This is a genomic window from Corynebacterium hylobatis (genome assembly GCF_003955685.1).
Classification (GTDB): Bacteria; Actinomycetota; Actinomycetes; order Mycobacteriales; family Mycobacteriaceae; genus Corynebacterium; species Corynebacterium hylobatis.
Genome location: NZ_RXHJ01000001.1, coordinates 181,068 through 199,737, shown reverse-complemented (window position 1 = coordinate 199,737; position 18,670 = coordinate 181,068). Strand labels below are relative to the sequence as shown.

The 18,670-nt window shown below is 68.8% G+C and carries 20 protein-coding genes; 12 read left to right on the top strand and 8 right to left on the bottom strand.

All coding sequences use genetic code 11. From position 1 onward, the window contains the following. Positions 1-114 precede the first annotated feature (114 nt). Positions 115-1,200, top strand: a complete 1,086-nt coding sequence (gene mnmA / locus EAH68_RS00895) for a tRNA 2-thiouridine(34) synthase MnmA (RefSeq protein ID WP_126119430.1) — start codon at positions 115-117, stop codon at positions 1,198-1,200. Continuing rightward, on the top strand, positions 1,197-2,189 hold the full coding sequence (locus EAH68_RS00890; RefSeq protein ID WP_126119429.1) for a uroporphyrinogen decarboxylase/cobalamine-independent methonine synthase family protein: 993 nt from the start codon (positions 1,197-1,199) through the stop codon (positions 2,187-2,189). Before mnmA ends, EAH68_RS00890 begins: the two co-directional genes overlap by 4 nt. 9 nt (positions 2,190-2,198) lie before the next feature. Here the strand turns inward: EAH68_RS00890 and EAH68_RS00885 are convergent, their stop codons facing one another. Together EAH68_RS00885 and EAH68_RS00880 are read right to left on the bottom strand one after the other, a co-directional pair. Next, positions 2,199-2,933 (bottom strand): ABC transporter permease, encoded by a 735-nt coding sequence (locus EAH68_RS00885; protein ID WP_126119428.1) that lies wholly within the window; start codon positions 2,931-2,933, stop codon positions 2,199-2,201. After that, positions 2,930-3,637, bottom strand: a complete 708-nt coding sequence (locus EAH68_RS00880) for an ABC transporter ATP-binding protein (protein ID WP_126119427.1) — start codon at positions 3,635-3,637, stop codon at positions 2,930-2,932. Before EAH68_RS00880 ends, EAH68_RS00885 begins: the two co-directional genes overlap by 4 nt. Positions 3,638-3,750: 113 nt before the next feature. Here EAH68_RS00880 and EAH68_RS00875 point away from each other — a divergent pair, with 113 nt between their 5' ends. Together EAH68_RS00875 and EAH68_RS00870 are read left to right on the top strand one after the other, a co-directional pair. Further along, complete coding sequence (locus tag EAH68_RS00875; protein ID WP_126119426.1) at positions 3,751-4,770, top strand: SLAC1 family transporter; 1,020 nt, start codon at positions 3,751-3,753, stop codon at positions 4,768-4,770. Between the two features lie 144 nt (positions 4,771-4,914). Beyond that, complete coding sequence (locus EAH68_RS00870; RefSeq protein WP_126119425.1) at positions 4,915-6,552, top strand: ABC-F family ATP-binding cassette domain-containing protein; 1,638 nt, start codon at positions 4,915-4,917, stop codon at positions 6,550-6,552. Here EAH68_RS00870 and EAH68_RS00865 read toward each other — a convergent pair. Genes EAH68_RS00865 through EAH68_RS00855 form a run of 3 tightly spaced genes read right to left on the bottom strand, consistent with a single transcriptional unit; the run spans position 6,437 to position 8,616 of the window. Next, a complete protein-coding gene (locus EAH68_RS00865) occupies positions 6,437-7,105 on the bottom strand; it encodes a 3'-5' exonuclease (RefSeq protein ID WP_126119424.1) in 669 nt (222 codons plus the stop codon). The genes EAH68_RS00870 and EAH68_RS00865 overlap by 116 nt on opposite strands. Before the next feature lie 10 nt (positions 7,106-7,115). Then, positions 7,116-8,138, bottom strand: coding sequence for a serine hydrolase domain-containing protein (locus tag EAH68_RS00860; RefSeq protein WP_126119423.1), 1,023 nt, complete (start codon positions 8,136-8,138; stop codon positions 7,116-7,118). Positions 8,139-8,154: 16 nt separating this feature from the next. Further along, positions 8,155-8,616 carry an ArsR/SmtB family transcription factor gene (locus EAH68_RS00855; protein WP_126119422.1) on the bottom strand — a complete coding sequence of 154 codons (462 nt, stop codon included), beginning with the start codon at positions 8,614-8,616 and terminating at the stop codon, positions 8,155-8,157. A 65-nt stretch (positions 8,617-8,681) separates the two neighbouring features. Between EAH68_RS00855 and ligA the strand changes: the two genes are divergently transcribed. After that, complete coding sequence (gene ligA, locus EAH68_RS00850) at positions 8,682-10,721, top strand: NAD-dependent DNA ligase LigA (RefSeq protein WP_126119511.1); 2,040 nt, start codon at positions 8,682-8,684, stop codon at positions 10,719-10,721. On the opposite strand, the gene EAH68_RS00845 is transcribed toward ligA, so the two are convergent. Further along, positions 10,690-11,040, bottom strand: coding sequence for a hypothetical protein (locus EAH68_RS00845; RefSeq protein WP_126119421.1), 351 nt, complete (start codon positions 11,038-11,040; stop codon positions 10,690-10,692). The two genes, ligA and EAH68_RS00845, sit on opposite strands and share 32 nt — an antisense overlap. A gap of 13 nt (positions 11,041-11,053) precedes the next feature. Continuing rightward, entirely contained in the window at positions 11,054-11,725 is a 672-nt protein-coding gene (locus EAH68_RS00840; RefSeq protein WP_126119420.1) for an ACT domain-containing protein, read from the bottom strand. A 160-nt stretch (positions 11,726-11,885) separates the two neighbouring features. Here EAH68_RS00840 and gatC point away from each other — a divergent pair, with 160 nt between their 5' ends. The 5 genes from gatC (at position 11,886) to EAH68_RS00815 (ending at position 15,706) form a co-directional block, all read left to right on the top strand. Beyond that, positions 11,886-12,182, top strand: coding sequence for an Asp-tRNA(Asn)/Glu-tRNA(Gln) amidotransferase subunit GatC (gene gatC / locus EAH68_RS00835; RefSeq protein WP_126119419.1), 297 nt, complete (start codon positions 11,886-11,888; stop codon positions 12,180-12,182). 8 nt (positions 12,183-12,190) lie between these two features. Further along, the gene (gatA, locus tag EAH68_RS00830) at positions 12,191-13,675 is read left to right on the top strand and encodes an Asp-tRNA(Asn)/Glu-tRNA(Gln) amidotransferase subunit GatA (RefSeq protein WP_126119418.1); all 1,485 of its coding nucleotides are present in this window, start codon (positions 12,191-12,193) and stop codon (positions 13,673-13,675) included. A gap of 76 nt (positions 13,676-13,751) precedes the next feature. Next, on the top strand, positions 13,752-14,396 hold the full coding sequence (locus EAH68_RS00825; protein ID WP_241228224.1) for a YczE/YyaS/YitT family protein: 645 nt from the start codon (positions 13,752-13,754) through the stop codon (positions 14,394-14,396). 156 nt (positions 14,397-14,552) lie between these two features. Continuing rightward, the gene (locus tag EAH68_RS00820) at positions 14,553-14,879 is read left to right on the top strand and encodes a hypothetical protein (protein WP_126119416.1); all 327 of its coding nucleotides are present in this window, start codon (positions 14,553-14,555) and stop codon (positions 14,877-14,879) included. 50 nt (positions 14,880-14,929) lie between these two features. Beyond that, positions 14,930-15,706: a siderophore-interacting protein gene (locus EAH68_RS00815; protein ID WP_126119415.1), complete on the top strand. Its 777-nt coding sequence runs from the start codon at positions 14,930-14,932 to the stop codon at positions 15,704-15,706. 1 nt (position 15,707) lies between these two features. Here the strand turns inward: EAH68_RS00815 and EAH68_RS00810 are convergent, their stop codons facing one another. Beyond that, complete coding sequence (locus EAH68_RS00810) at positions 15,708-16,031, bottom strand: hypothetical protein (RefSeq protein WP_126119414.1); 324 nt, start codon at positions 16,029-16,031, stop codon at positions 15,708-15,710. A 40-nt stretch (positions 16,032-16,071) separates the two neighbouring features. Between EAH68_RS00810 and EAH68_RS00805 the strand changes: the two genes are divergently transcribed. Together EAH68_RS00805 and EAH68_RS00800 are read left to right on the top strand one after the other, a co-directional pair. Then, positions 16,072-17,286: an MFS transporter gene (locus EAH68_RS00805; protein WP_241228223.1), complete on the top strand. Its 1,215-nt coding sequence runs from the start codon at positions 16,072-16,074 to the stop codon at positions 17,284-17,286. After that, positions 17,283-18,668, top strand: coding sequence for a DHA2 family efflux MFS transporter permease subunit (locus tag EAH68_RS00800; RefSeq protein ID WP_241228222.1), 1,386 nt, complete (start codon positions 17,283-17,285; stop codon positions 18,666-18,668). Before EAH68_RS00805 ends, EAH68_RS00800 begins: the two co-directional genes overlap by 4 nt. Positions 18,669-18,670: the final 2 nt, after the last annotated feature.

The following is an 18,670-nucleotide window of genomic DNA, read 5'->3' as shown; positions in this document are numbered from 1 at the left end:
GCACAGCTTAGATCCTTTAGAACTCGCTCGGCGGTTTCGGATCAGGGCCTTTCGGGATTACGCTGCAGGATTGATTGTTGAAAGATGAAGATGAGGGAAAGAGGGAGGAAGCACATGCGCGTACTAGCGGCGATGAGTGGCGGGGTCGACTCCGCCGTGGCGGCGGCGAGGATGGTAGAGGCCGGACACGAGGTCGTCGGCGTCCACCTGGCACTCTCGCGCGATCCGCAGGCCGTGCGCGAATCCTCCCGCGGCTGCTGCTCGCTGGAGGACTCCGCCGATGCGCGCCGGGTCTGCGACAAGCTGGGCATCCCCTTCTACGTGTGGGACTTCTCCGACCGCTTCCAGGCCGATGTCATCGATGATTTCGTCGACTCCTACGCCCGCGGCGAGACCCCCAACCCCTGCCTGCGCTGCAACGAGAAGATCAAGTTCGCCGCGCTCCTCGACCGCGCGGTGGCGCTCGGCTTCGATGCGGTGGCCACCGGCCACTACGCCCTGATCGACGCGGACGGCCACATGCGCCGTTCCACCGACCCGGACAAGGACCAGTCCTATGTCCTCGGCGTGCTCACCCGCGACGAGCTCGACCGCTGCCTCTTCCCCGTGGGTGACACCCCCAAGCCGCAGATCCGCGAGGAGGCCGCCCGCCACGGCTTCTCCGTGGCGTCCAAGCCGGACTCCTACGACATCTGCTTCATCCCCGACGGCAACACCCAGGCCTTCCTCGGCTCCCGCATCGGCCTGCGCCCCGGCATGGTCGTCGACCAGGACGGTGCGGAACTACGCGACCACGACGGCGCCTGGAACTTCACCATCGGCCAGCGCAAGGGGCTGGACCTGCGCAATCCCGCCGCTGACGGCCGCCCGCGCTACGTCACCGACATCGACGCCTCCACCGGCACCGTCACCGTCGGCCCGCGCTCCGCACTGTCGGTGACCACCATCCACGCCGACCGGCTTAAGGTGCTCCACCCGGCGATGACCGGTTCCTTCGACGCCCATGTCCAGGTCCGCGCCCACGGCGGCATCAGCTCCTGCCGTGCCGAGATCACCGGCGATGAGATGACGCTGCTTCTGCGCGAACCCCTCCAGGGCGTGGCCCGTGGCCAGGCCGCCGTGCTCTACCTGCCTGACCCCGACGGGGAGGGGGACGTGGTTCTGGGCTCCGGCACCATCTGCGGGACGGAGGCCGTGTGAGCGCCTACGGACTCGGCCCCCTGCCGGGCACCTCAGTCGCGGAGGCCGCCGATGTCATTCTCTCGGAGACCGGTGACCTGCCGCACCTGCCCGACCTGCGCGCCCGCGGTCTCGGCTCCGACCCCATCGGCCGCACTGCCTGCCTCCTGGAGGCCGTCACCGTCGACCGCGGACCCCGGTCCTGGATCATGACGGACCGCCCACAGCTGCTCACCCGCCGGACCTGGGACCGCCTCCACCGCGACCTCGACGAGCTCGAGGAGGCCTGGGGCACCACCGTCCCTGAGCTGAAGATCCAGGTCACCGGCCCCTGGACCCTGGCGGCCGGCATCGAACTGGGCAACGGTCACCGCGTGATCACCGACCGCGGTGCCCTGCGCGACCTCACCGACGCCCTCATCGAGGGCGTCAACCAGCACGTCCGCCACCTGGCCACTCGCTTCCGCTCGAAGATCACGGTGCAGCTCGACGAACCGGCCCTGCCTGAGATCACCCGTGGGCTGGCCGGGGCCACCGACTTCAACCCCGTCCGTCCCGTCAACCCGAAGGACCTGGCCGAGCGCCTGGCGCATGTGGTCGACGGTCTCGGGGCCGAGGACGTCCTGCTCAACCAGACGGGATACCCACCCCTGTGGGAGGTGGCGCGGGACTGTGGCGTCGGCACCGTGTTGGTCGGCCTCGACCAGGTGCAGGGCACGGAGCAGTACGACGGCCTCGGCCACACCGTCAGCGCCGGCACCCGCATCGGGCTGGGCGTCACCGGGCCGGGCGACACCGTCGACGCACTGCTGGAGCACCCCCGCGAGCGGGCCGTGGCCGTCGCCCGTTTCTGGGAGCGCCTCGGCCTGGATCCGCAGTGGCTGACCGAGCGCGTCGACGTCCACCCGCGCGCCGGCATCACCGAGGGCACCCTCGTGGAGGCCGCCGGGGCCTACCGGATGGCCGTGGCCGTGGAGCAGATGCTGCGCACCGACGCCGGAGACCTGTAGCCGCCGGATTCAGCGGGTCTGTCGCGGCATGGTCACCGCGGCCAGGGCCAGAAAGACCAGCGCGAAGGCCAGACATCGGATGGTGTCAGCGACAACCTCGCCGGTGACACCGGAGCGGGCCGCCACCGTGACGGCGTCGACGGCATGCGAGAGCGGCAGCACCGCAGAGAACCAGCGCAGCAGATCCGGCAGCTCCTCGCGGGGCACCAACAGCCCGCACAGCAGGATCTGCGGGATGATGAGCACCGGCATGAGCTGCACGGCCTGGAATTCGGAACGCGCGAAGGCGGAGCCGAGCAGACCGAGGGACAGGCCCGCCAGCCCCGTCACCCCGGCGATGAGCGCCAGTACCCACCAGCCGGCCTGCATTTCGACGTCCATGAACAGGTCCATCACCAGCGCCAGGATGAGCGACTGCGCGACGGCGAGAATCCCGAAGGCCAGGGCGTAGCCGCCGATGAGGTCCACCCGGTGCAGGCGCGTGGTCCACAGCCGCTCGAGGGTGCCGTTGGCCCGTTCGCGCTGCATGGTCACCGAGGAGACGATGAACATCAGCGACAATGGCAGGATGGCTGTCATCACCACGGCCACGAAGCTGAACAGCTCCGGCGAATCCCGGTAGATCCAGTAGAAGAGCGTGAGCAGCAGCGCCGGGACGATGAGCAGCAGCGCCATCGAGCGGGGGTCGGCGCGCAGCTGCCGCAGCACGCGGCCGGCGGTGGTGAGCAGCAGGGCGGGATTCACCGGTTTCCCCTCTCGATGGTGGCGAGGAAGGCGTCCTCGTAGCTGTCGGTCCCCGTGTCTGCCAGCAGCTCGGCCGGGGTGCCCTGCCAGATGAGCGCGCCCTCTCGCATGAGCAGCAGTCGGTCGCAGCGGCCGGCCTCCTCCATGACGTGGCTGGACACGAGCAGGGTGCGGCCCTCCTGCGCCAGTTCGCGGAAGCTGTCCCACAGCCGGGCCCGGATCACCGGATCCAGCCCCACGGTGGGTTCGTCCATGACCAGCAGCTCCGGTTCGCCGACCAGTGCCGCCCCCAGGGAGGCCCGGCCGCGCTGGCCACCCGAGAGCGCACTGACCCGCTGCCCCCGCACCTCCGTCAGACCGAGCTTCTCGACGACCCCCTCAATCTCTCCGCCCGCCAGCCGCGCGAAGTAGGCGAGGTTCTCGTCCACGCTCAGCTCCGGGTAGAGGCTGGCGGACTGGGTGACGTAGCCGATCCGTCCCCGTAGCGAGGCATGGCCCGCCGGGTGGCCCAGCACCTGCAGTCCGCCACGGTAGTGCTGCAGCCCGGTGATGGTACGCATCAGGGTGGTCTTGCCGCAGCCGGAGGGACCGAACAGGCCCGTGATGGAACCGGCCGGGATGCGGAAGTCGAGATCAACCAGGACCGGGGTGCGTCCGCGGCGTACATTCAAGCCTTCAGCCTGGACCGCAGGGGACATTGTCATGCCTCAAGCGTCCCCCACACCAGGCCGGCGGTCAATGCTTCACCTACCGTGGCTGCAAGTAAATACCCTCCGGATTAATTTGTCCGGGAATACAGCACCTAAAGTCGAGGACCATGGCCCGTTCCCCGCTTCCACCCCTCGGCCCCGCCTGGGCGGGCAGCGTCATGGGCACCTCACTGGCGGCCACCATGACCCACGTCCACGGGGCCACCCGACTCAGCCCGCTGCTCCTCGGCGCGGCCAGCCTCATCTTCCTGGCCATCAGCATCGGCTGGCTGCAGCACGCCAACCCGCATTTCACCCAGCCCTACATGGGGCCGTGGGGCATGTATGTCATGGGCGTACTGGCCCTGGGCGGGGCCTGGACCACCGTCACGGGCAGTTGGGGCTGGCAGACGGTCACCTGGCTGCTGGCCACCCCACTGGCGTGGATCATCAGTCTCTGGCAGCTGAAGAAATTCCACGGGGCCCCGACCTTCTTCTGGGGACTGTCACTGGTGCCTCCGATGGTCTCTGCGAACTCCGGTTCCCAGCTGGTGGCATCCGGCCAGCTCGACCCGGGCTGGGCCATGGTGGTGTGGCTGGTCTCCCTGGGGGGATTCCTGCTGAGCATGGCCACAGCGTTGCCGGTCTTCGCCCGCGTCTACCTCGATGTCATCCGCCGCCGGCTCTACCTGCCCCCGGGGATGACGGGTACGGCGTGGATCCCGCTGGGCATCGTGGGGCAGTCCACGGCGGTGGCCATCCTGCTGAGCAACTCACCGCCCGGGATCGGGGAGGCCGCCACCTGGCGGTTGATCGGCATCGTCATCGGCTATGTCATGTTCACCCTCGGCGTGCCCATGGCGCTGTATGCCGCATGGAAGTTCTGGCGGGACATCGTCACCTGGCCCGGCTACTACCCGGGCTGGTGGGGTTCGGTATTCCCGGCCGGGACCTGCACCCTCGGCAGCTACCAGCTGGCGGAGGTCACCGGCTCCGGCTGGTGGAACTGGGTGAGCCTGGTCTGGCTGACCGTCCTGCTCTTCCACGGAACGGTATGCGCCCTGCGGGCCCTGTTCCATGTGTACGAGGTCAACCGGAGCGCGGAGGGGACCGCGCCGGTGCTTGTGCCCGCCGCGGCGAGAAGGTAGTTTCTCAGGGAGAACCATCCCCCAGTCAAGGAAGTGCGACGTGAAGAACCTCCGCGTTCCCGCAGCAGCCAAGCAGCGCTGACCCGTGTAGAGGCCATCTCCTGGCCCCGGTGTCAGCGTTCCCCGCGAGACACCGGAGTCACCTTGACACACCTTCACGACCCTTCCGTCATCCTGTCCGACCTCAGTTTCACCTGGCCGGACGGCACGCCCGCTCTGCGCGGCATCACCGCCGCCTTCGGCTCCGGCCGCACAGGCCTGACCGGTGCGAACGGCACCGGAAAATCCACCCTCCTCAGGCTCATCGCCGGGCAGCTGCACCCCACCGCCGGGACCGTGTCGGTCACCGGGACGGTGGGATACCTGCCGCAGCGGCTGAACACCGCCCCCGACGCGCAGGTCGCCGATCTCCTGGGCATCCGCCGCCCACTTGACGCACTGCGGGCCATCGAGGCCGGCGACGCCGACCCCCGCCACTTCGAGGCGGTGGGTGCGGACTGGGACGTCGAGACGCGCGCCCGTGCCGCCCTCGACGCCCTCGGCCTGCCCGGCATCGGCCTCGACCGCCCGGCACGCGAGGTCTCCGGCGGCGAGGCCGTCCTCATCGCCCTGACCGGGCTCCGGCTGACCGGCGATGATGTCGTGCTTCTCGACGAACCCACCAACAACCTCGACCTACCCACCCGCCGGCGGCTCTACGACATGGTCCTGGACTGGCGGGGTGCGCTCATCGTGGTCAGCCACGACACCGCTCTGCTGGAGCTGATGGACGCCACCGCCGAGCTGCACCACAACAGCCTGCACATCTACGGCGGGCCCTACAGCCACTACCGGGAACAACTTGCGGTGCAGCAGGCCGCGGCCGAACAGGCCCTGCGCAGCGCCGAACAGAGCCTGAAACAGGAGAAGCGCCAGCGCGTCGAGGCGGAGACGAAACTGGCCCGGCGCGCCCGCTACGCCCGCACGGACTACGCCAACAAACGCAAACCCAAGATAGTCATGAACCAGCGGAAGACCGAGGCCCAGGTCTCGGCCGGCAAGCTGCGGGGTGACCTGGATTCCCGACTGGAGGACGCCCGGCAGACCGTGGCCGAGAAAGAGGGGCAGGTACGCCGCGACGGGCAGATCCGCATCGAGCTGCCGGACCCGGATGTGCCCGCCGGCCGGCGCATCGCCACGCTGGGGGAGTACACCGTCCAGGGCCCGGAGAAGCTCGCCCTGACCGGGCCCAACGGGGTGGGCAAGACCCGGCTGCTGGAGGACCTCATCCACGGGCGCGCCGGGGCGTTGTTCACCGACCGGGTGGGGTATCTGCCCCAGCGGCTGGACCATCTCGATGACGCCGCCACCGTCCTCGAGTCGGTGCCGGCTGCCTCAGCGCAGGCGGCGCGGGCCGGACTGGCCCGGTTCCTGTTCACGGGTGTGGCGGTGGACAGGACCGTCGGGGAGCTCTCCGGCGGGGAACGCTTCCGGGTGGCACTCGCCGCCCTGCTGCTCGCTGACCCGACAAATCAAGTTCTTGTCCTTGACGAACCGACCAATAATCTGGATCTGGACAGTGTGACCGAGCTGGTCAGCGCTCTGTCCTCCTATCGTGGGGCCCTCATCGTGGTCAGCCATGACCTTGATTTCCTGCAGCGCCTGGGGATCACCACCTGGCTGGAGCTCAGCCCTGCATCGGCCAGCTCGTGTTCACCGTCGATGCATCTTTGCCCCGGCCCGCCAGATAGCGGGCGAAATCACTCTGCCGGTCGTGGTAGCCCACGGCCTGGAACTCCATGAGCTCACCGACGTCCTTGCGGCTGAGCTCCGGCCACTGGCGCACCTGCTTCCAGGCGATGCGGGCCGCCGCCAGCGCATCGGCGGTGGCTTCGTGGGCGTTGCCCAGTTCCACCCCGTAATGCTCCGACATGGCCGTCAGGGTACGGCTGCCCTTGCGGTAGGGGTCCTGGATCTTGTCCACGGCGAAGGGGTCGAAGACGGGTCCGGTGACGGTGAAATCACCGGTGAGCTGGCGCAGCACCGTCAGGTCGTAGCTGGCGTTGAAGACGATGAGCGTCAGTCCGTCTGCCCAGGCCTGCTTGATCTGCGCCACGGTCTCGGCCAGCACCTCATCGTGGGGGCGCCCCTCCGTGCGGGCCTTCTCCGTGGTGATGCCGTGGATCTTCGTGGCCCCCTCCGGGATCTCGACCCCGGGGTCGGCGAGGTGCTCGACGGCGTCGACGGAGCGGCCGTCGATACGCACCAGCGCAGAAGTGACGATGCGGGCCTCCAGCGGGTTGGCGGAGGTTGTCTCGAGGTCGAAGGAGAGCATGCGGGTGGCGTCGAAGGTCATGGCCACAACCCTAGAGCAGGGCGCGGCTCAGGTCTCCGACGCGGGTGCCGGTGTCCCCGGCGGTGAATACCGCGCGCCCGGAAGCCGGGTCGAGCACCAGGATGCTGGAGAAGCCGTAGGTGCCGCCGGTGTGCTCGATCATCCCGTCCTCCTGCTCCATCCACGCGTGGCCGGGCAGGCCGTGGTCCAGCAGGTGGGTGGCGTAACGGGCCATGTCCGCGGCGGTGGACCGCAGGCCGCCGGCCGGGAGGTAACCCTCCATCTCCCAGGGCTCGGCCTCCTTCTCTCCGGAGTACAGTCCGCGCGGTGCATCCGCAGGCACGGAACCCGGGGTCATGAGGTAGGTCTCCGTCATGCCCAGTGGCTCCAGGATCTGCCCGCTGAGCAGCTGTTCGTAGGTGGTGCCGGCCTCGATGGCCAGCAGCTGCCCCAGCAGCGCCGGCCCGAGGTTGGAGTACTCCCATTCCCCGCGCCCGCTCAGCTCGGCGGCCAGGGCGGCGTCGATGACGTCCTGGCGGCTGATCCCGGCGTAGGGGTTCGCGCCCGTGAAACCGGAGAGCACGCCGCCGAGCCAGTTCGTCCCGCCGAGGCGGGGCAGGCCGGAGGTGTGATCGGCGAGTTCCGCCAGCGTGACGTCCCCGACGGGAGCGTCCCCGGCGTCGATGATCTCGCCCACGGTGGTCCCCGCGCTCACCCGGCCGGCCTCGATCTGGTTGGCCAGGATCTCCGCGGTGAAGGTCTTGGTCAGGGAACCGATCTCGACCTCCGAGTGCTCGTCCATGCCGAGCCCTGCGTAGGTGACCCGGCCATCCTCGATGAGGAAGGTGCTCAGCCGGTGATGGCCGGGTTCGGCGAGTTCGGTGAGGCGGGTGGCCAGTCCGGGGTCGCCGGTGCGTTCGGTGGCGACCGCCACCTGGCGCGGCCCGGCCACCAGCGCCAGGGCGGCGATGACGAGGGCGAGGACGGCGATGGCAGCGACCACGATGAGTACCTGGCGGCGGGGGAGTCGGCGGGGGCCGACTTCGGGCTGCATGGGCTGCATGGTGCTCCTAGTGTTCCTCGGTGGCGGCGATGATGCTGAGCAGCGGGATCACCCGGGCGGTGCGCAGGGAGTGCCTGCCCCCTGGTTCGCGGGTGATCCAGCCGCCGGAGTGCAGGGCGCCGAGGTGGTGGTAAGCGGCGCCGGTGGAGCCGACGATGTCCTCCTCGACGAGTTCGGCGGCGGTGGCGGGGGACTGGAACAGCCGCCGCAGGATGGCCCCGCGCAGGGGGTGGGCGAGGGCGGCGAGACGTTCGAGGTTCTCGTCCCAGGGCATACCGGTGAGGGCCCCGGCGGGGCGGTGCCAGTGGTACCGCGCGCGTCGGCCCCCGCCGTAGGTGACGTCGCCGACGAAGAGCACGGAGTCCTCGACGCCGGGTTCCGGGATGTGCGCGGCGGCGGGGGACTCGAGGTCGCTGAGACGCGCCTCGATGGAGCGGAGGCGGCGCTCGAGCGCTGTGGTCTGATCCATAATTCCAAAATTACGGAATAACAGAATCATCCGCAACGTCTAGAATCGACCCCGTGACTGAGCCTGTGACCGATATCGACCCTGATCTGCACCGACAGTGGAATGAGCTGGCCGAGGAGGTGCGTCGCCACCGGGACCTCTACTACAACGCGCGGCCCGAGATCCCCGACGCCGACTTCGATGAGCTCTTCCGTCGATTGCAGCAGCTGGAGGAGGAACACCCCGAACTCGCCGTCCCGGAGAGCCCGACGATGGAGGTCGGCGCCCCCGCGGCCGCCACCTCCACCTTCGACAACGTCGAGCACCTCGAGCGGATGATGAGTCTGGACAACGCCTTCGACGAGGATGAACTCCTCGACTGGCTCAACCGCACACCGAGCGGGAGCTACCTCACGGAGCTGAAGGTCGACGGCCTGTCCCTCGCCCTGGTCTATCGCGACGGCCGCCTGGAGCGCGCCGCCACGCGTGGCGACGGCCGCGTCGGCGAGGACGTCACCGCCAACGCGCGCGTCATCGACGACATCCCCCAAGAGCTCAGCGGCACCGGTGAATTCCCCGTGCCCGACCTGCTGGAGGTCCGCGGCGAGGTTTTCATCGCCCTGCAGGACTTCGACGAGGTCAACGAGCTCCGTCAGGCGGAGGGCGGCAAGCCCTTCGCCAACCCCCGCAACGCCGCCGCCGGTTCCCTGCGGCAGAAGAACCCCGAGGACGTGCGCAAGCGCCGCCTGCGGATGATCTCCCACGGCATCGGCGCCCGCGCGGGTTTCAGCCCGGACTCCCAGCACGAGGCCTACCGGGCCCTGGCCGCCTGGGGGCTGCCCGTCAGCCCCCACACTGAGCTGGTCCACTCAGCCGATGAGGTCATCGACCGGGTCCGCTACTGGGCGGAGCACCGCCACGACGCCGACCACGAGATGGACGGCGTGGTGGTCAAGGTCGACTCCTACGCCGAGCAGCGCGCCCTCGGAGCGACCTCACGCGCCCCGCGCTGGGCGGTGGCCTTCAAATACCCGCCGGAGGAGGTGACCACGAAGCTGATGGACATCCAGGTCGGCGTCGGCCGCACCGGCCGCGTCACCCCCTTCGCGGTGATGACGCCCGTCTTCGTCGCCGGCTCCACCGTCTCCCTGGCCACCCTGCACAACCAGACCGAGGTGACCCGTAAGGGCGTGCTCATCGGCGACACGGTGGTCATCCGCAAGGCCGGCGAGATCATCCCCGAGGTCCTCGGCCCCGTGGTGGAACGCCGCGACGGCACCGAACGCGAGTTCATCTTCCCCACGCTGTGCCCCTCCTGCGGCACCCGCCTGGCCCCGCAGAAGGAAGGCGACGTCGACTGGCGCTGCCCCAACACCCGCTCCTGCCCGGCGCAGCTGTCCTCGCGCCTGACCTATCTGGCCGGACGCGGCGGATTCGACATTGAGGCGCTGGGGGAGAAGGGCGCGAAGGACCTCATCCGCACCGGCATCCTCACCGACGAATCCGAGCTCTTCGACCTGACCGCCGAGAAGCTGCTCGCCTCGAAGGTCTACACCACCAAGACCGGCAAGGTGAACGCCTCCGGTGAGAAGCTGCTGGCCAACCTGGCGGAGGCGCGGAACACCGACCTGTGGCGGGTGATCGTCGCCCTGTCCATCCGCCACGTCGGCCCCACCGCCGCCCGCGCCCTGGCCACCCGCTACCGCTCCCTGCCCGCGCTCATCGAGGCGCCTGCCGAGGACATCGCCGAGACCGACGGCGTCGGCATGATCATCGCCGAGTCCTTCCGCGCCTGGTTCGAGGTGGACTGGCACCGCCAGCTCGTCGACCGCTGGGCCGCGGCCGGGGTGACCATGGAGGAGGCCGGTGGCGAGCTGGCCACCCAGACCCTGTCGGGGCTGACCATCGTGGTCACCGGCTCCCTGGAGGACTTCAGCCGCGACGGGGCCAAGGAGGCCATCCTCTCCCGCGGCGGCAAGGCCTCGGGTTCGGTGTCGAAGAAGACCGACTACGTCGTCGTCGGCGAGAATGCCGGATCCAAGGAGACGAAGGCCCGCGAACTGGGCCTGCCCATCCTCGACGAGGCCGGCTTCGTCAGGCTCCTGGAGACCGGTTCACCGGAGTAGTGCTGAGGAAGGCCGCCACAACGAAGACCACGGCCGAGGCGAGCGGCAGGTAGAGGGCGTAGAGGTGGACGACGGGGCCGTCGTCAAGCAGCTGGATGGCCAGCCAGCCACCCCAGCCGCTGAGCGCGATCAGCCCGGCCATGTTGGCCACGATCACCCGGGGGAGGTGGTCCTCCCGCAGGAGCAGGGTCAGGCCGACCGCGATGGTGACGATGATGCCGATGACCGCCGCCACCAGGTGGTTGATGGTCCAGGTGAAGGAGATGAACCCGAACCAGGTGGCGTGGAACAGTGCGGCCAGCAGAAGCAGGTTGCGCATGCCCCACCTCCTGTCAGCTGAGGATCGCACCGACGATGCGGCCGATGTGGCCGAGGTGTTCGACCTCGGTGGCCAGGAAATCGGGGCCGCCGGTGCGCCCGAGGACCAGCACCATGCCGGTCCGGCCCAGCGGGGTGGCGGCCAGGGAGGAGTCGAGCAGGCCCCAGGACTCGGGGATCCACTCCTCGGATTCGGGGTTGAGGATGCGGGCGGTCGCCACGTCGATGTCGACGGGGGAGGAGCCGTCGTCCTCGGGGGCGGCCTGGGAGGCAGCGACGCGGGTGATGAGGGATTCGGACTGTGTGTTGTCGAGGACGACGGCCCAGGACACGGTCATCGACTGGGGGATGACGGCGACGAGTTCGTCCATGGCGCGCGGGATGTTGCGGGCGTGGGCGGCGACCTCGGCGAGCATCTTGATCTGGCCGCGACGGTCGACCCGCCCGGAGAAGGGGCGGATGGAGTCGACCTCCACGCCCTCGACGGTGCCGGCTGCCGTGATCAGGGTGTCGGCCATGACACCCTTGGGCAGGGAGACGACGATGTCGTCGACGACGGTGCCGTCGGGGAAGACCTCGACGACGTCGACGGAATGGATGTTGCCGTCAACCAGCCCGATCGCCTCCGCAAGCTGTCCGAGGCTCCCGGGGATGTCGGCGAGCAGGACGCGGATGAGAAAAGACATGGTGACGGGGACTTCCTTCCGGAGGAAAATGAATCTGGGTCACTCCATCATAGATAAAGGTGCATGTTGGCTGTGCAGGGACCTCAGATAAGTTTCCCCCGGGGGACTGCAGTAGCATGGGGCAGGTTCATTTAACGATGCGTAGAAGGATGTAGTCCCCGTGTCCGAAATTTCGCGTGATGAGGTCGCCCACCTCGCCATGTTGTCCCGTCTCGCATTGAGCGAGGAGGAGCTCCAGCTCTTCGCGGAGCAGATCGACGATATCGTCGACGCTGTCTCCGCCGTGCAGAAGGTCGATACCGAGGGGGTTGAGCCGATGAGCCATCCGCACTCGATCTCGACCGCCATGCGTGACGACATCGTGGTGCCCACCCTGACCGCCGAGCAGGCCCTTGACCAGGCCCCGGCAGTGGAGGACGGCCGTTTCATGGTTCCGCAGATCCTGGGTGAGGAGTAGACACCGACATGACCACATACACCCTGCCCGATTCCGGGCTGACCTCTCTGACCGCTGCTGAGCTGGCGGAGAAGATCCACTCCCGTGAGGTCTCCTCGCGGGAGGTGACCCAGGCCCACCTCGACCGCATCACGGAGACCGACGGCGAGCTCAATGCCTTCCTGCACGTCGGCGCGGAGGCTGCGCTGGCGGCGGCGGAGGACGTCGATAAGCGTCTCGACGCCGGCGAGGCCCCCGCCTCCCCGCTGGCCGGCGTGCCGCTGGCACTCAAGGACGTCATCGTCACCACCGACGCCCCCACCACCGGCGCCTCGAAGATCCTCGAGGGCTGGATCAGTCCCTATGACGCGACCGTGACCCGCAAGATCCGTGAAGCCGGCATCCCGATCCTGGGCAAGACCAACCTCGATGAGCTGGCCATGGGTTCCTCCACGGAGAACTCCGCCTACGGCCCGACCCGCAACCCCTATGACCTGGAGCGCACCCCGGGTGGCTCCGGTGGCGGTTCCGCCGCGGCGATCGCCGCCGGTCAGGCCCCCCTGGCGATCGGCACGGACACCGGTGGTTCCATCCGCCAGCCGGCCGCGCTGACCAACACCGTCGGTGTGAAGCCGACCTACGGCACCGTCTCCCGCTACGGCTTCGTCGCCGCCGCCTCCTCCCTGGAGCAGGCCGGCCCCGGCGCACGCACGGTTCTCGACGCCGCGCTGCTCCACGAGGTCATCGCCGGCCACGACCCCTTCGACGCCACCACCGTCAACCGCCCGCTGGTCAGCGTCGTCGACGCCGCCCGCGAGGGTGCCTCCGGCGACCTCAAGGGGCTCAAGGTCGGTGTGGTCAAGCAGTTCAACCGCGAGGGCTTCCAGCCCGGCGTCCTCGAGTCCTACCGCGCCTCCCTGGATCAGCTCACCGCCCAGGGCGCGGAGATCATCGAGGTCGACTGCCCGCGTTTCGACGACGCGCTGGCCGCCTACTACCTGATCATGCCCTGCGAGGTCTCCTCCAACCTGGCGCGCCTCGACGGCATGCGCTACGGCATGCGCGTCGGTGACGACGGCACCCGCTCCGCGGACGAGGTCATGGCCCTGACCCGCGCCGCCGGCTTCGGCCCGGAGGTCAAGCGCCGCATCATCCTGGGCACCTACGCACTGTCCGTGGGCTACTTCGACGCCTACTACGTGCAGGCCCAGCGCGTGCGCACCCTCATCGCGCAGGACTTCGCCCGCGCCTTCGAGCAGGTCGACGTCCTGGTCACCCCGACGACGCCGACCACCGCCTTCAAGCTGGGCGAGAAGGTCGCCGACCCCGTTGAGATGTACAACTTCGACCTGTGCACCCTGCCGCTGAACCTGGCCGGCCTCTGCGGTATGTCCGTGCCCGCCGGTTTCGCCGCGGACACCGGTCTGCCGGTGGGTCTGCAGATCATGGCCCCCGCCTTCGCCGACGACCGTCTCTACCGCGTGGGCGCCGCCTACGAGGCAGGCCGGAAGTAGGGTAGAACCTGCGTTGATACAGTGTCAGGGATATGTACTTTCCTTTCCCTGATTTCTGTACCGGCGTGATGGACCGGTGATCCTCCATCAGCTGCGCCGGGCGTTGATCTTCACGCTCGGTCTCTTCCTCATGTCCCTGGGCGTGGCGGTGACGGTGCGGGCGGCACTCGGCACCGCACCGATCAGTTCCCTCCCGACGGTTCTCTCACTGGCCACCGGGCTCACTGTCGGCACCTGGGTGGTGCTGTTCTGCCTGGTGGTCCTTGCGATTGAGATCCTCCTCCTGCGCCGCCGTTTCCCGCCCGTCCAGCTGCTGCAGCTGCCGGTGACCTTCCTCTTCGGCTGGTTCGTCGACCTGAGCATGGCCGTCACCTGGTGGCTCGAGCCCGCCAACTACGCGATGCAGTGGGTGTGGACGGTGGTCGGTGCCGTCGTCGTCGCCCTCGGTGTCTACCTGGAGGTATGGCCCCGGCTGACCTACACCCCGCCGGAGGGGCTGGTCACGGCGATCACGATCATCACCCGGGCGCCCTTCAGCAAGGTGAAGATGATCTTCGACTGGAGCCTCGTCGCGATCTCCGCGCTGCTCTCCCTGGTGCTCATGGGAGGCCTCCACGGTGTGCGGGAGGGCACGGTCTTCGCCGCCTTCGCCGTCGGTCTAGTGATGACGGTGATCGGCAACCTGCATGAGCGCTGGCGGGTGCACCGCCGGAAGAACTGAAGGGCGGCGCGGTCTCTTTGCCGTAACCTTCCCGTCACGGCCCTAGCTTTCCCGCATGCTGGCGTCATACGATATGTGTACACCAGAAAATATGGCCTGATCAGGGAAAATATGGGACAGATCCTGGGTGGGCCGTCGCAGAGAGGGATCAGGACAATGAGCACCGACTTCACCCAGTACCACGAGCACACCGAACCGCACGACGGGATCGGCGCCGACGACACGGTCACCCACCTGCGGACCGGCGAGGCCATGGACACCTTCACGGTCCGGCTCCCGGTCAGCACACTGAACATCCTGCGCGGACTCGCCCGGGAGCGGAAGGAGACCACGGGTGCGGTGATCCGCCGGATCATCGGCAACGCCGTGGCTGACCATGTCAGCGATGACGCGACCGTCTCGGTCAGTGATCTGCGGGCACTGATCGCCCGGGCGGAGGAGCCGCATTCGCCCACCACCCCGGATGTGCGACGTGCCGGTTGAGGCAAATCCTGGTAGCTTAGGTAATCCTAAGTAGAAACAGGAGACCGCCCATGACAACCCCCACCCGCAAAAAGCGCGAGAAGCGGACCGCCACCGTCACCAATGTTCGACGACTCACCGACGAACTGGTCCGTATCAGCTTCGACTCCCCCGGACTGGTCGGTGTGGACCTTCCCCACACCGACCACTACATCAAGCTGATCTTCGGAGGTGAGGACGAGCCGCGGCCGGTCACCCGCACATACACCTTCCGCCGCATCAACACGGAGACGGGGCGTTTCGACGTCGACTTCGTCACCCACGGCTCCGAGGGACTGGCCGGCCCGTGGGCGCAGCGGGCCGAGGTGGGGGAAACTGTCGCCTTCCTGGGGCCGGGCGGTGCCTGGGGCCCGGGTGAGGGGTACGAGCACTTCCTCTTCGCCGGTGACGAGTCGGCGGCACCGGCGATTGCGGCGGGCGTCGAGAAGCTGCCTGCCGGTGCCACAGCGGAGGTCTACATCGAGATCGAGGACGCCGCCTCCACCTTTGAGATGCCGGAACCGGCAGGCGTCCGCCTGCACTGGGTGCCCCGCAACGGCGCGACCCACGGCACGAAACTGTCCGCCGCGGTGCGTTCCGCCGGGATCCCGGCGAAGCGCACCAGCTGGTTCGTCCACGGCGTGGCGGAGATGATCAAGGAACTGCGCCGCTTCCTCTTCGTCGATAACGGGGTGGCGCGCGAGGATGTCTCCATCTCCGGTTACTGGCGCATCGGAATGACCGAGGACCAGTGGCAGGCCTCGAAGCAGGAGTTCAACGCCGAACTCGAGGCCGCCGAGGCGCGTTAGCCTACTTCGCGTCAGACAGCGCGTAGGCCGCACCCGCGGTCACCGCGGTGACCACGGCGACGGCCGGCCAGGCGCCGATCTTCTTCGCCAGGGGGTGCGAGGCGCCGAAGCCACCGACATAGAGCCCGGTCAGGGCAGCCGTGGTCGCGGGGTTGGTCTTGGCCAGCCAGGAACGGGCAGCCCAGCCACCGGCCGCGGCCAGCACCACACCGCCGAGGGGGCGGGCACCGGTCTCGCGGGCGGAGAGCCACCCGCCGAGCAGACCGAGCGACACGACGGCCGCGGTGGAGACGTTTTCAGGGGACTTGATGTCGATCATTGCCATGCCGGACAGCCTACGTGAGACGGACAGATATGCTTTCCCCGTGAACCCGAATCCGGCAATGGTGTGGATCTACCTGGCATCGGCGGCGACGTCGATGCTGGGCAACGCGGTGGCCACCATCGTGTGGCCCTGGCTGGTGCTCGAACGCACCGGCGACCCGGCCGCGGCGGGCCTCGTCGCCGCCGCGATCGCCCTGCCCAGTCTGGCCTTCGCCTTCCTGGGCGGGCACCTCATCGACACACTGGGGCGCAAACCCATGTCGATCATCTCGGACATCATCTCCGGCCTCTCCATCGTGGGGGTGATCCTCGTCGACCAGCTGGTGGGACTGAACCTGGCGTGGTTCATTGCACTGGGCATCATCGGTGCGGTCGGCGACATTCCCGGCATGGCCGCCCGCTCCGCACTTGTCGGTGACGTGGCACGCACCTCCGGCCGCTCCCTCGACTTCATCGCCGGGATCAACCAGTCCATCGGCGGCACCGCCTGGTTGCTCGGCCCCGCCCTGGCTGGTTTCCTCATGTCGGCGCTGCCCATCGGGCACGTCCTGTGGATCACCGCCGGCTGTTCCCTGCTCGCCGCCGCGCTGACCACCCTCCTGCGCCTGATTCCGGCACCGCAGGAGGAGATCACCGTGGACACCCCGGACCTCGGCGCCCTGCGCTCCTGGGCGGAGGTGATCCGCCCTGCGCCCGTCCGCCTGCTCGCCGCGGTCACGCTCATCTCCGCGGCCCTGGTCAGCCCCTATCTGGCGGTGCTCATGCCCGCCCACTTCCAGTCCATCGACGCCCCGCTGATGCTGGGGCTGTCGATGTCCGCCTACGCCGTGGGCATGATGATCTCCGGGGCGCTGGTGGCCACGCTCGGCACCGGCCGGCGCCGCACCATCTGGGTGACGGCGATGCTGCTCTACGTGGTGGGCTTCGTGCTCATGGGCGCGCTGCAGTACTCCTGGCTGGTGCTGGCCGGCATGGCCGTCGCCGGTCTCGGCGGCGGGCTCATCGGCCCGCTGCAGATGGTGCTCATCACCGAGGAGACCCCGGAGCGTCTGCGCGGCCGGGCGTTCTCGGTGTTCATGGCCATCGGTCAGTTCTCCGCACCCATCGGACTGGTGGTGGCGGCCGGCCTGCTCACACGGGTGTCCATCTACACCACGGCGGCTGCCCTGGCGGGGACGTGGGTGCTCATCTCCGTGTGGGCGATCCTGCGTGGTCTGGTGGTTCTGCGCCCGGCCCGGATAGAGTCCTCGCCGTGAGCACCGTTCTACCCGCACCCCAGGCCTGGCGGGCCCTGGCCGCCCTGTGCCTGGGTTTCTTCATGATCCTGCTGGACCAGACCATCGTCGCCGTTGCCACCCCCGGCATCATGGCGGCCTTCGACGCCCGTCTCGACCAGGTCGTGTGGGTCACCTCGATCTACCTGCTCTGCCTGGTGGTGCCCCTGCTGTTCACCGGCCGGTTGGGTGACCGTTACGGCCAGCGCAACCTCTTCCGCATCGGCGTGGTCGTATTCACGCTCGCCGCCCTCGGCTCAATGCTCGCGCCCACCCTCGAACTGCTCATCCTGGCCCGGGCCGCCCAGGGCGTGGGGGCGGCGATCCTCACCCCGCAGACAATGAGCGTGATCAACCGGGTCTTTCCCCGGGAGAAACGCGGTTCGGCGCTCGGCGCCTGGGGTGCGGTCGGTTCGGTGGCCAGCCTCGTCGGCCCGGTGCTCGGCGGTTTCCTCGTCGGCGCGGTGGGCTGGCGGGGTGTCTTCCTCGTCCACCTGCCCGTCGGCATCCTCGCCTTCATCCTCGCGGGCCTGTGGGTGCCGCGGCTGCCCACCTATGCCCGGCGCATCGACCCGGTCTCTGTCATCGTTTCCCTGTTTGGCATGGTCGCCGTCGTGGTGGCGGTGCAGCAGGGGCCCGGCCTGGGTTGGCCGGCCTGGTCGATTGGTCTGCTGGTGGCCGGCGTCCTGCTGATGGTGCTGTTCGTCCGCCTGCAGGCCACGGCGACGGCGCGGGGGAGTGAACCGCTCGTGCCGTTGGAGATCTTCCGCAACCGCAACTACTCGATCGGGGCCTTCTCCATCGCGACGATGGGTTTCGCGGTCTCCTCGATCATGCTGCCGATCATGCTGTGGCTGCAGGACGGCCGGGAGCTCAGCTCCCAGCAGGCGGGTCTCATGATCATCCCCATGGCGGTGGTCGCGGGCGTGGCCTCACCGTTGATCGGTCCGGCGGCCGACCGCATCCACCCGCGCGTGCTGTCCGTGGGTGGTTTCGCCACCATGATCATCGCGCTGGTCTTCACCGCCTGGATCATGCTTACCGACGCCCCCGTCAACCTCTTCCTCTTCTCCGCCGTCCTGATGGGCATCGGCAACTCGCTGGTGTGGGCGCCGAACTCCGCCACCGCGATGCGTTCGGTGGAGATCGCCCACATGGGTGCGGCCTCCGGGGTGTACAACACCGCCCGGCAGACCGGCGCCGTGCTGGGTGCCGCGGGGGTGGGTGCCGCGATGCAGGTCGGCGCCGTGTCGTTGGGCTTCGTACCCGGCCTGGCGATCGCCCTGCTGCTGCCGGCGGCGGTGCTGGGACTGGGCCTGGTGGCGGTCGCGTTCTTCCGTGCCGATCACCCGGTGCCGGGCTAGAG

What these genes read in the sequence shown, in the direction of transcription:
- mnmA (WP_126119430.1), top strand. Translation starts at nt 115, where the DNA reads ATGCGCGTACTAGCGGCGATGAGTGGCGGGGTCGACTCCGCCGTGGCG.
- EAH68_RS00880 (WP_126119427.1), bottom strand. Translation starts at nt 3,637, where the DNA reads ATGACAATGTCCCCTGCGGTCCAGGCTGAAGGCTTGAATGTACGCCGC.
- EAH68_RS00875 (WP_126119426.1), top strand. Translation starts at nt 3,751, where the DNA reads ATGGCCCGTTCCCCGCTTCCACCCCTCGGCCCCGCCTGGGCGGGCAGC.
- EAH68_RS00865 (WP_126119424.1), bottom strand. Translation starts at nt 7,105, where the DNA reads ATGACCTTCGACGCCACCCGCATGCTCTCCTTCGACCTCGAGACAACC.
- EAH68_RS00860 (WP_126119423.1), bottom strand. Translation starts at nt 8,138, where the DNA reads ATGCAGCCCGAAGTCGGCCCCCGCCGACTCCCCCGCCGCCAGGTACTC.
- EAH68_RS00855 (WP_126119422.1), bottom strand. Translation starts at nt 8,616, where the DNA reads ATGGATCAGACCACAGCGCTCGAGCGCCGCCTCCGCTCCATCGAGGCG.
- EAH68_RS00845 (WP_126119421.1), bottom strand. Translation starts at nt 11,040, where the DNA reads ATGCGCAACCTGCTTCTGCTGGCCGCACTGTTCCACGCCACCTGGTTC.
- EAH68_RS00840 (WP_126119420.1), bottom strand. Translation starts at nt 11,725, where the DNA reads ATGTCTTTTCTCATCCGCGTCCTGCTCGCCGACATCCCCGGGAGCCTC.
- gatA (WP_126119418.1), top strand. Translation starts at nt 12,191, where the DNA reads ATGACCACATACACCCTGCCCGATTCCGGGCTGACCTCTCTGACCGCT.
- EAH68_RS00820 (WP_126119416.1), top strand. Translation starts at nt 14,553, where the DNA reads ATGAGCACCGACTTCACCCAGTACCACGAGCACACCGAACCGCACGAC.
- EAH68_RS00815 (WP_126119415.1), top strand. Translation starts at nt 14,930, where the DNA reads ATGACAACCCCCACCCGCAAAAAGCGCGAGAAGCGGACCGCCACCGTC.
- EAH68_RS00810 (WP_126119414.1), bottom strand. Translation starts at nt 16,031, where the DNA reads ATGGCAATGATCGACATCAAGTCCCCTGAAAACGTCTCCACCGCGGCC.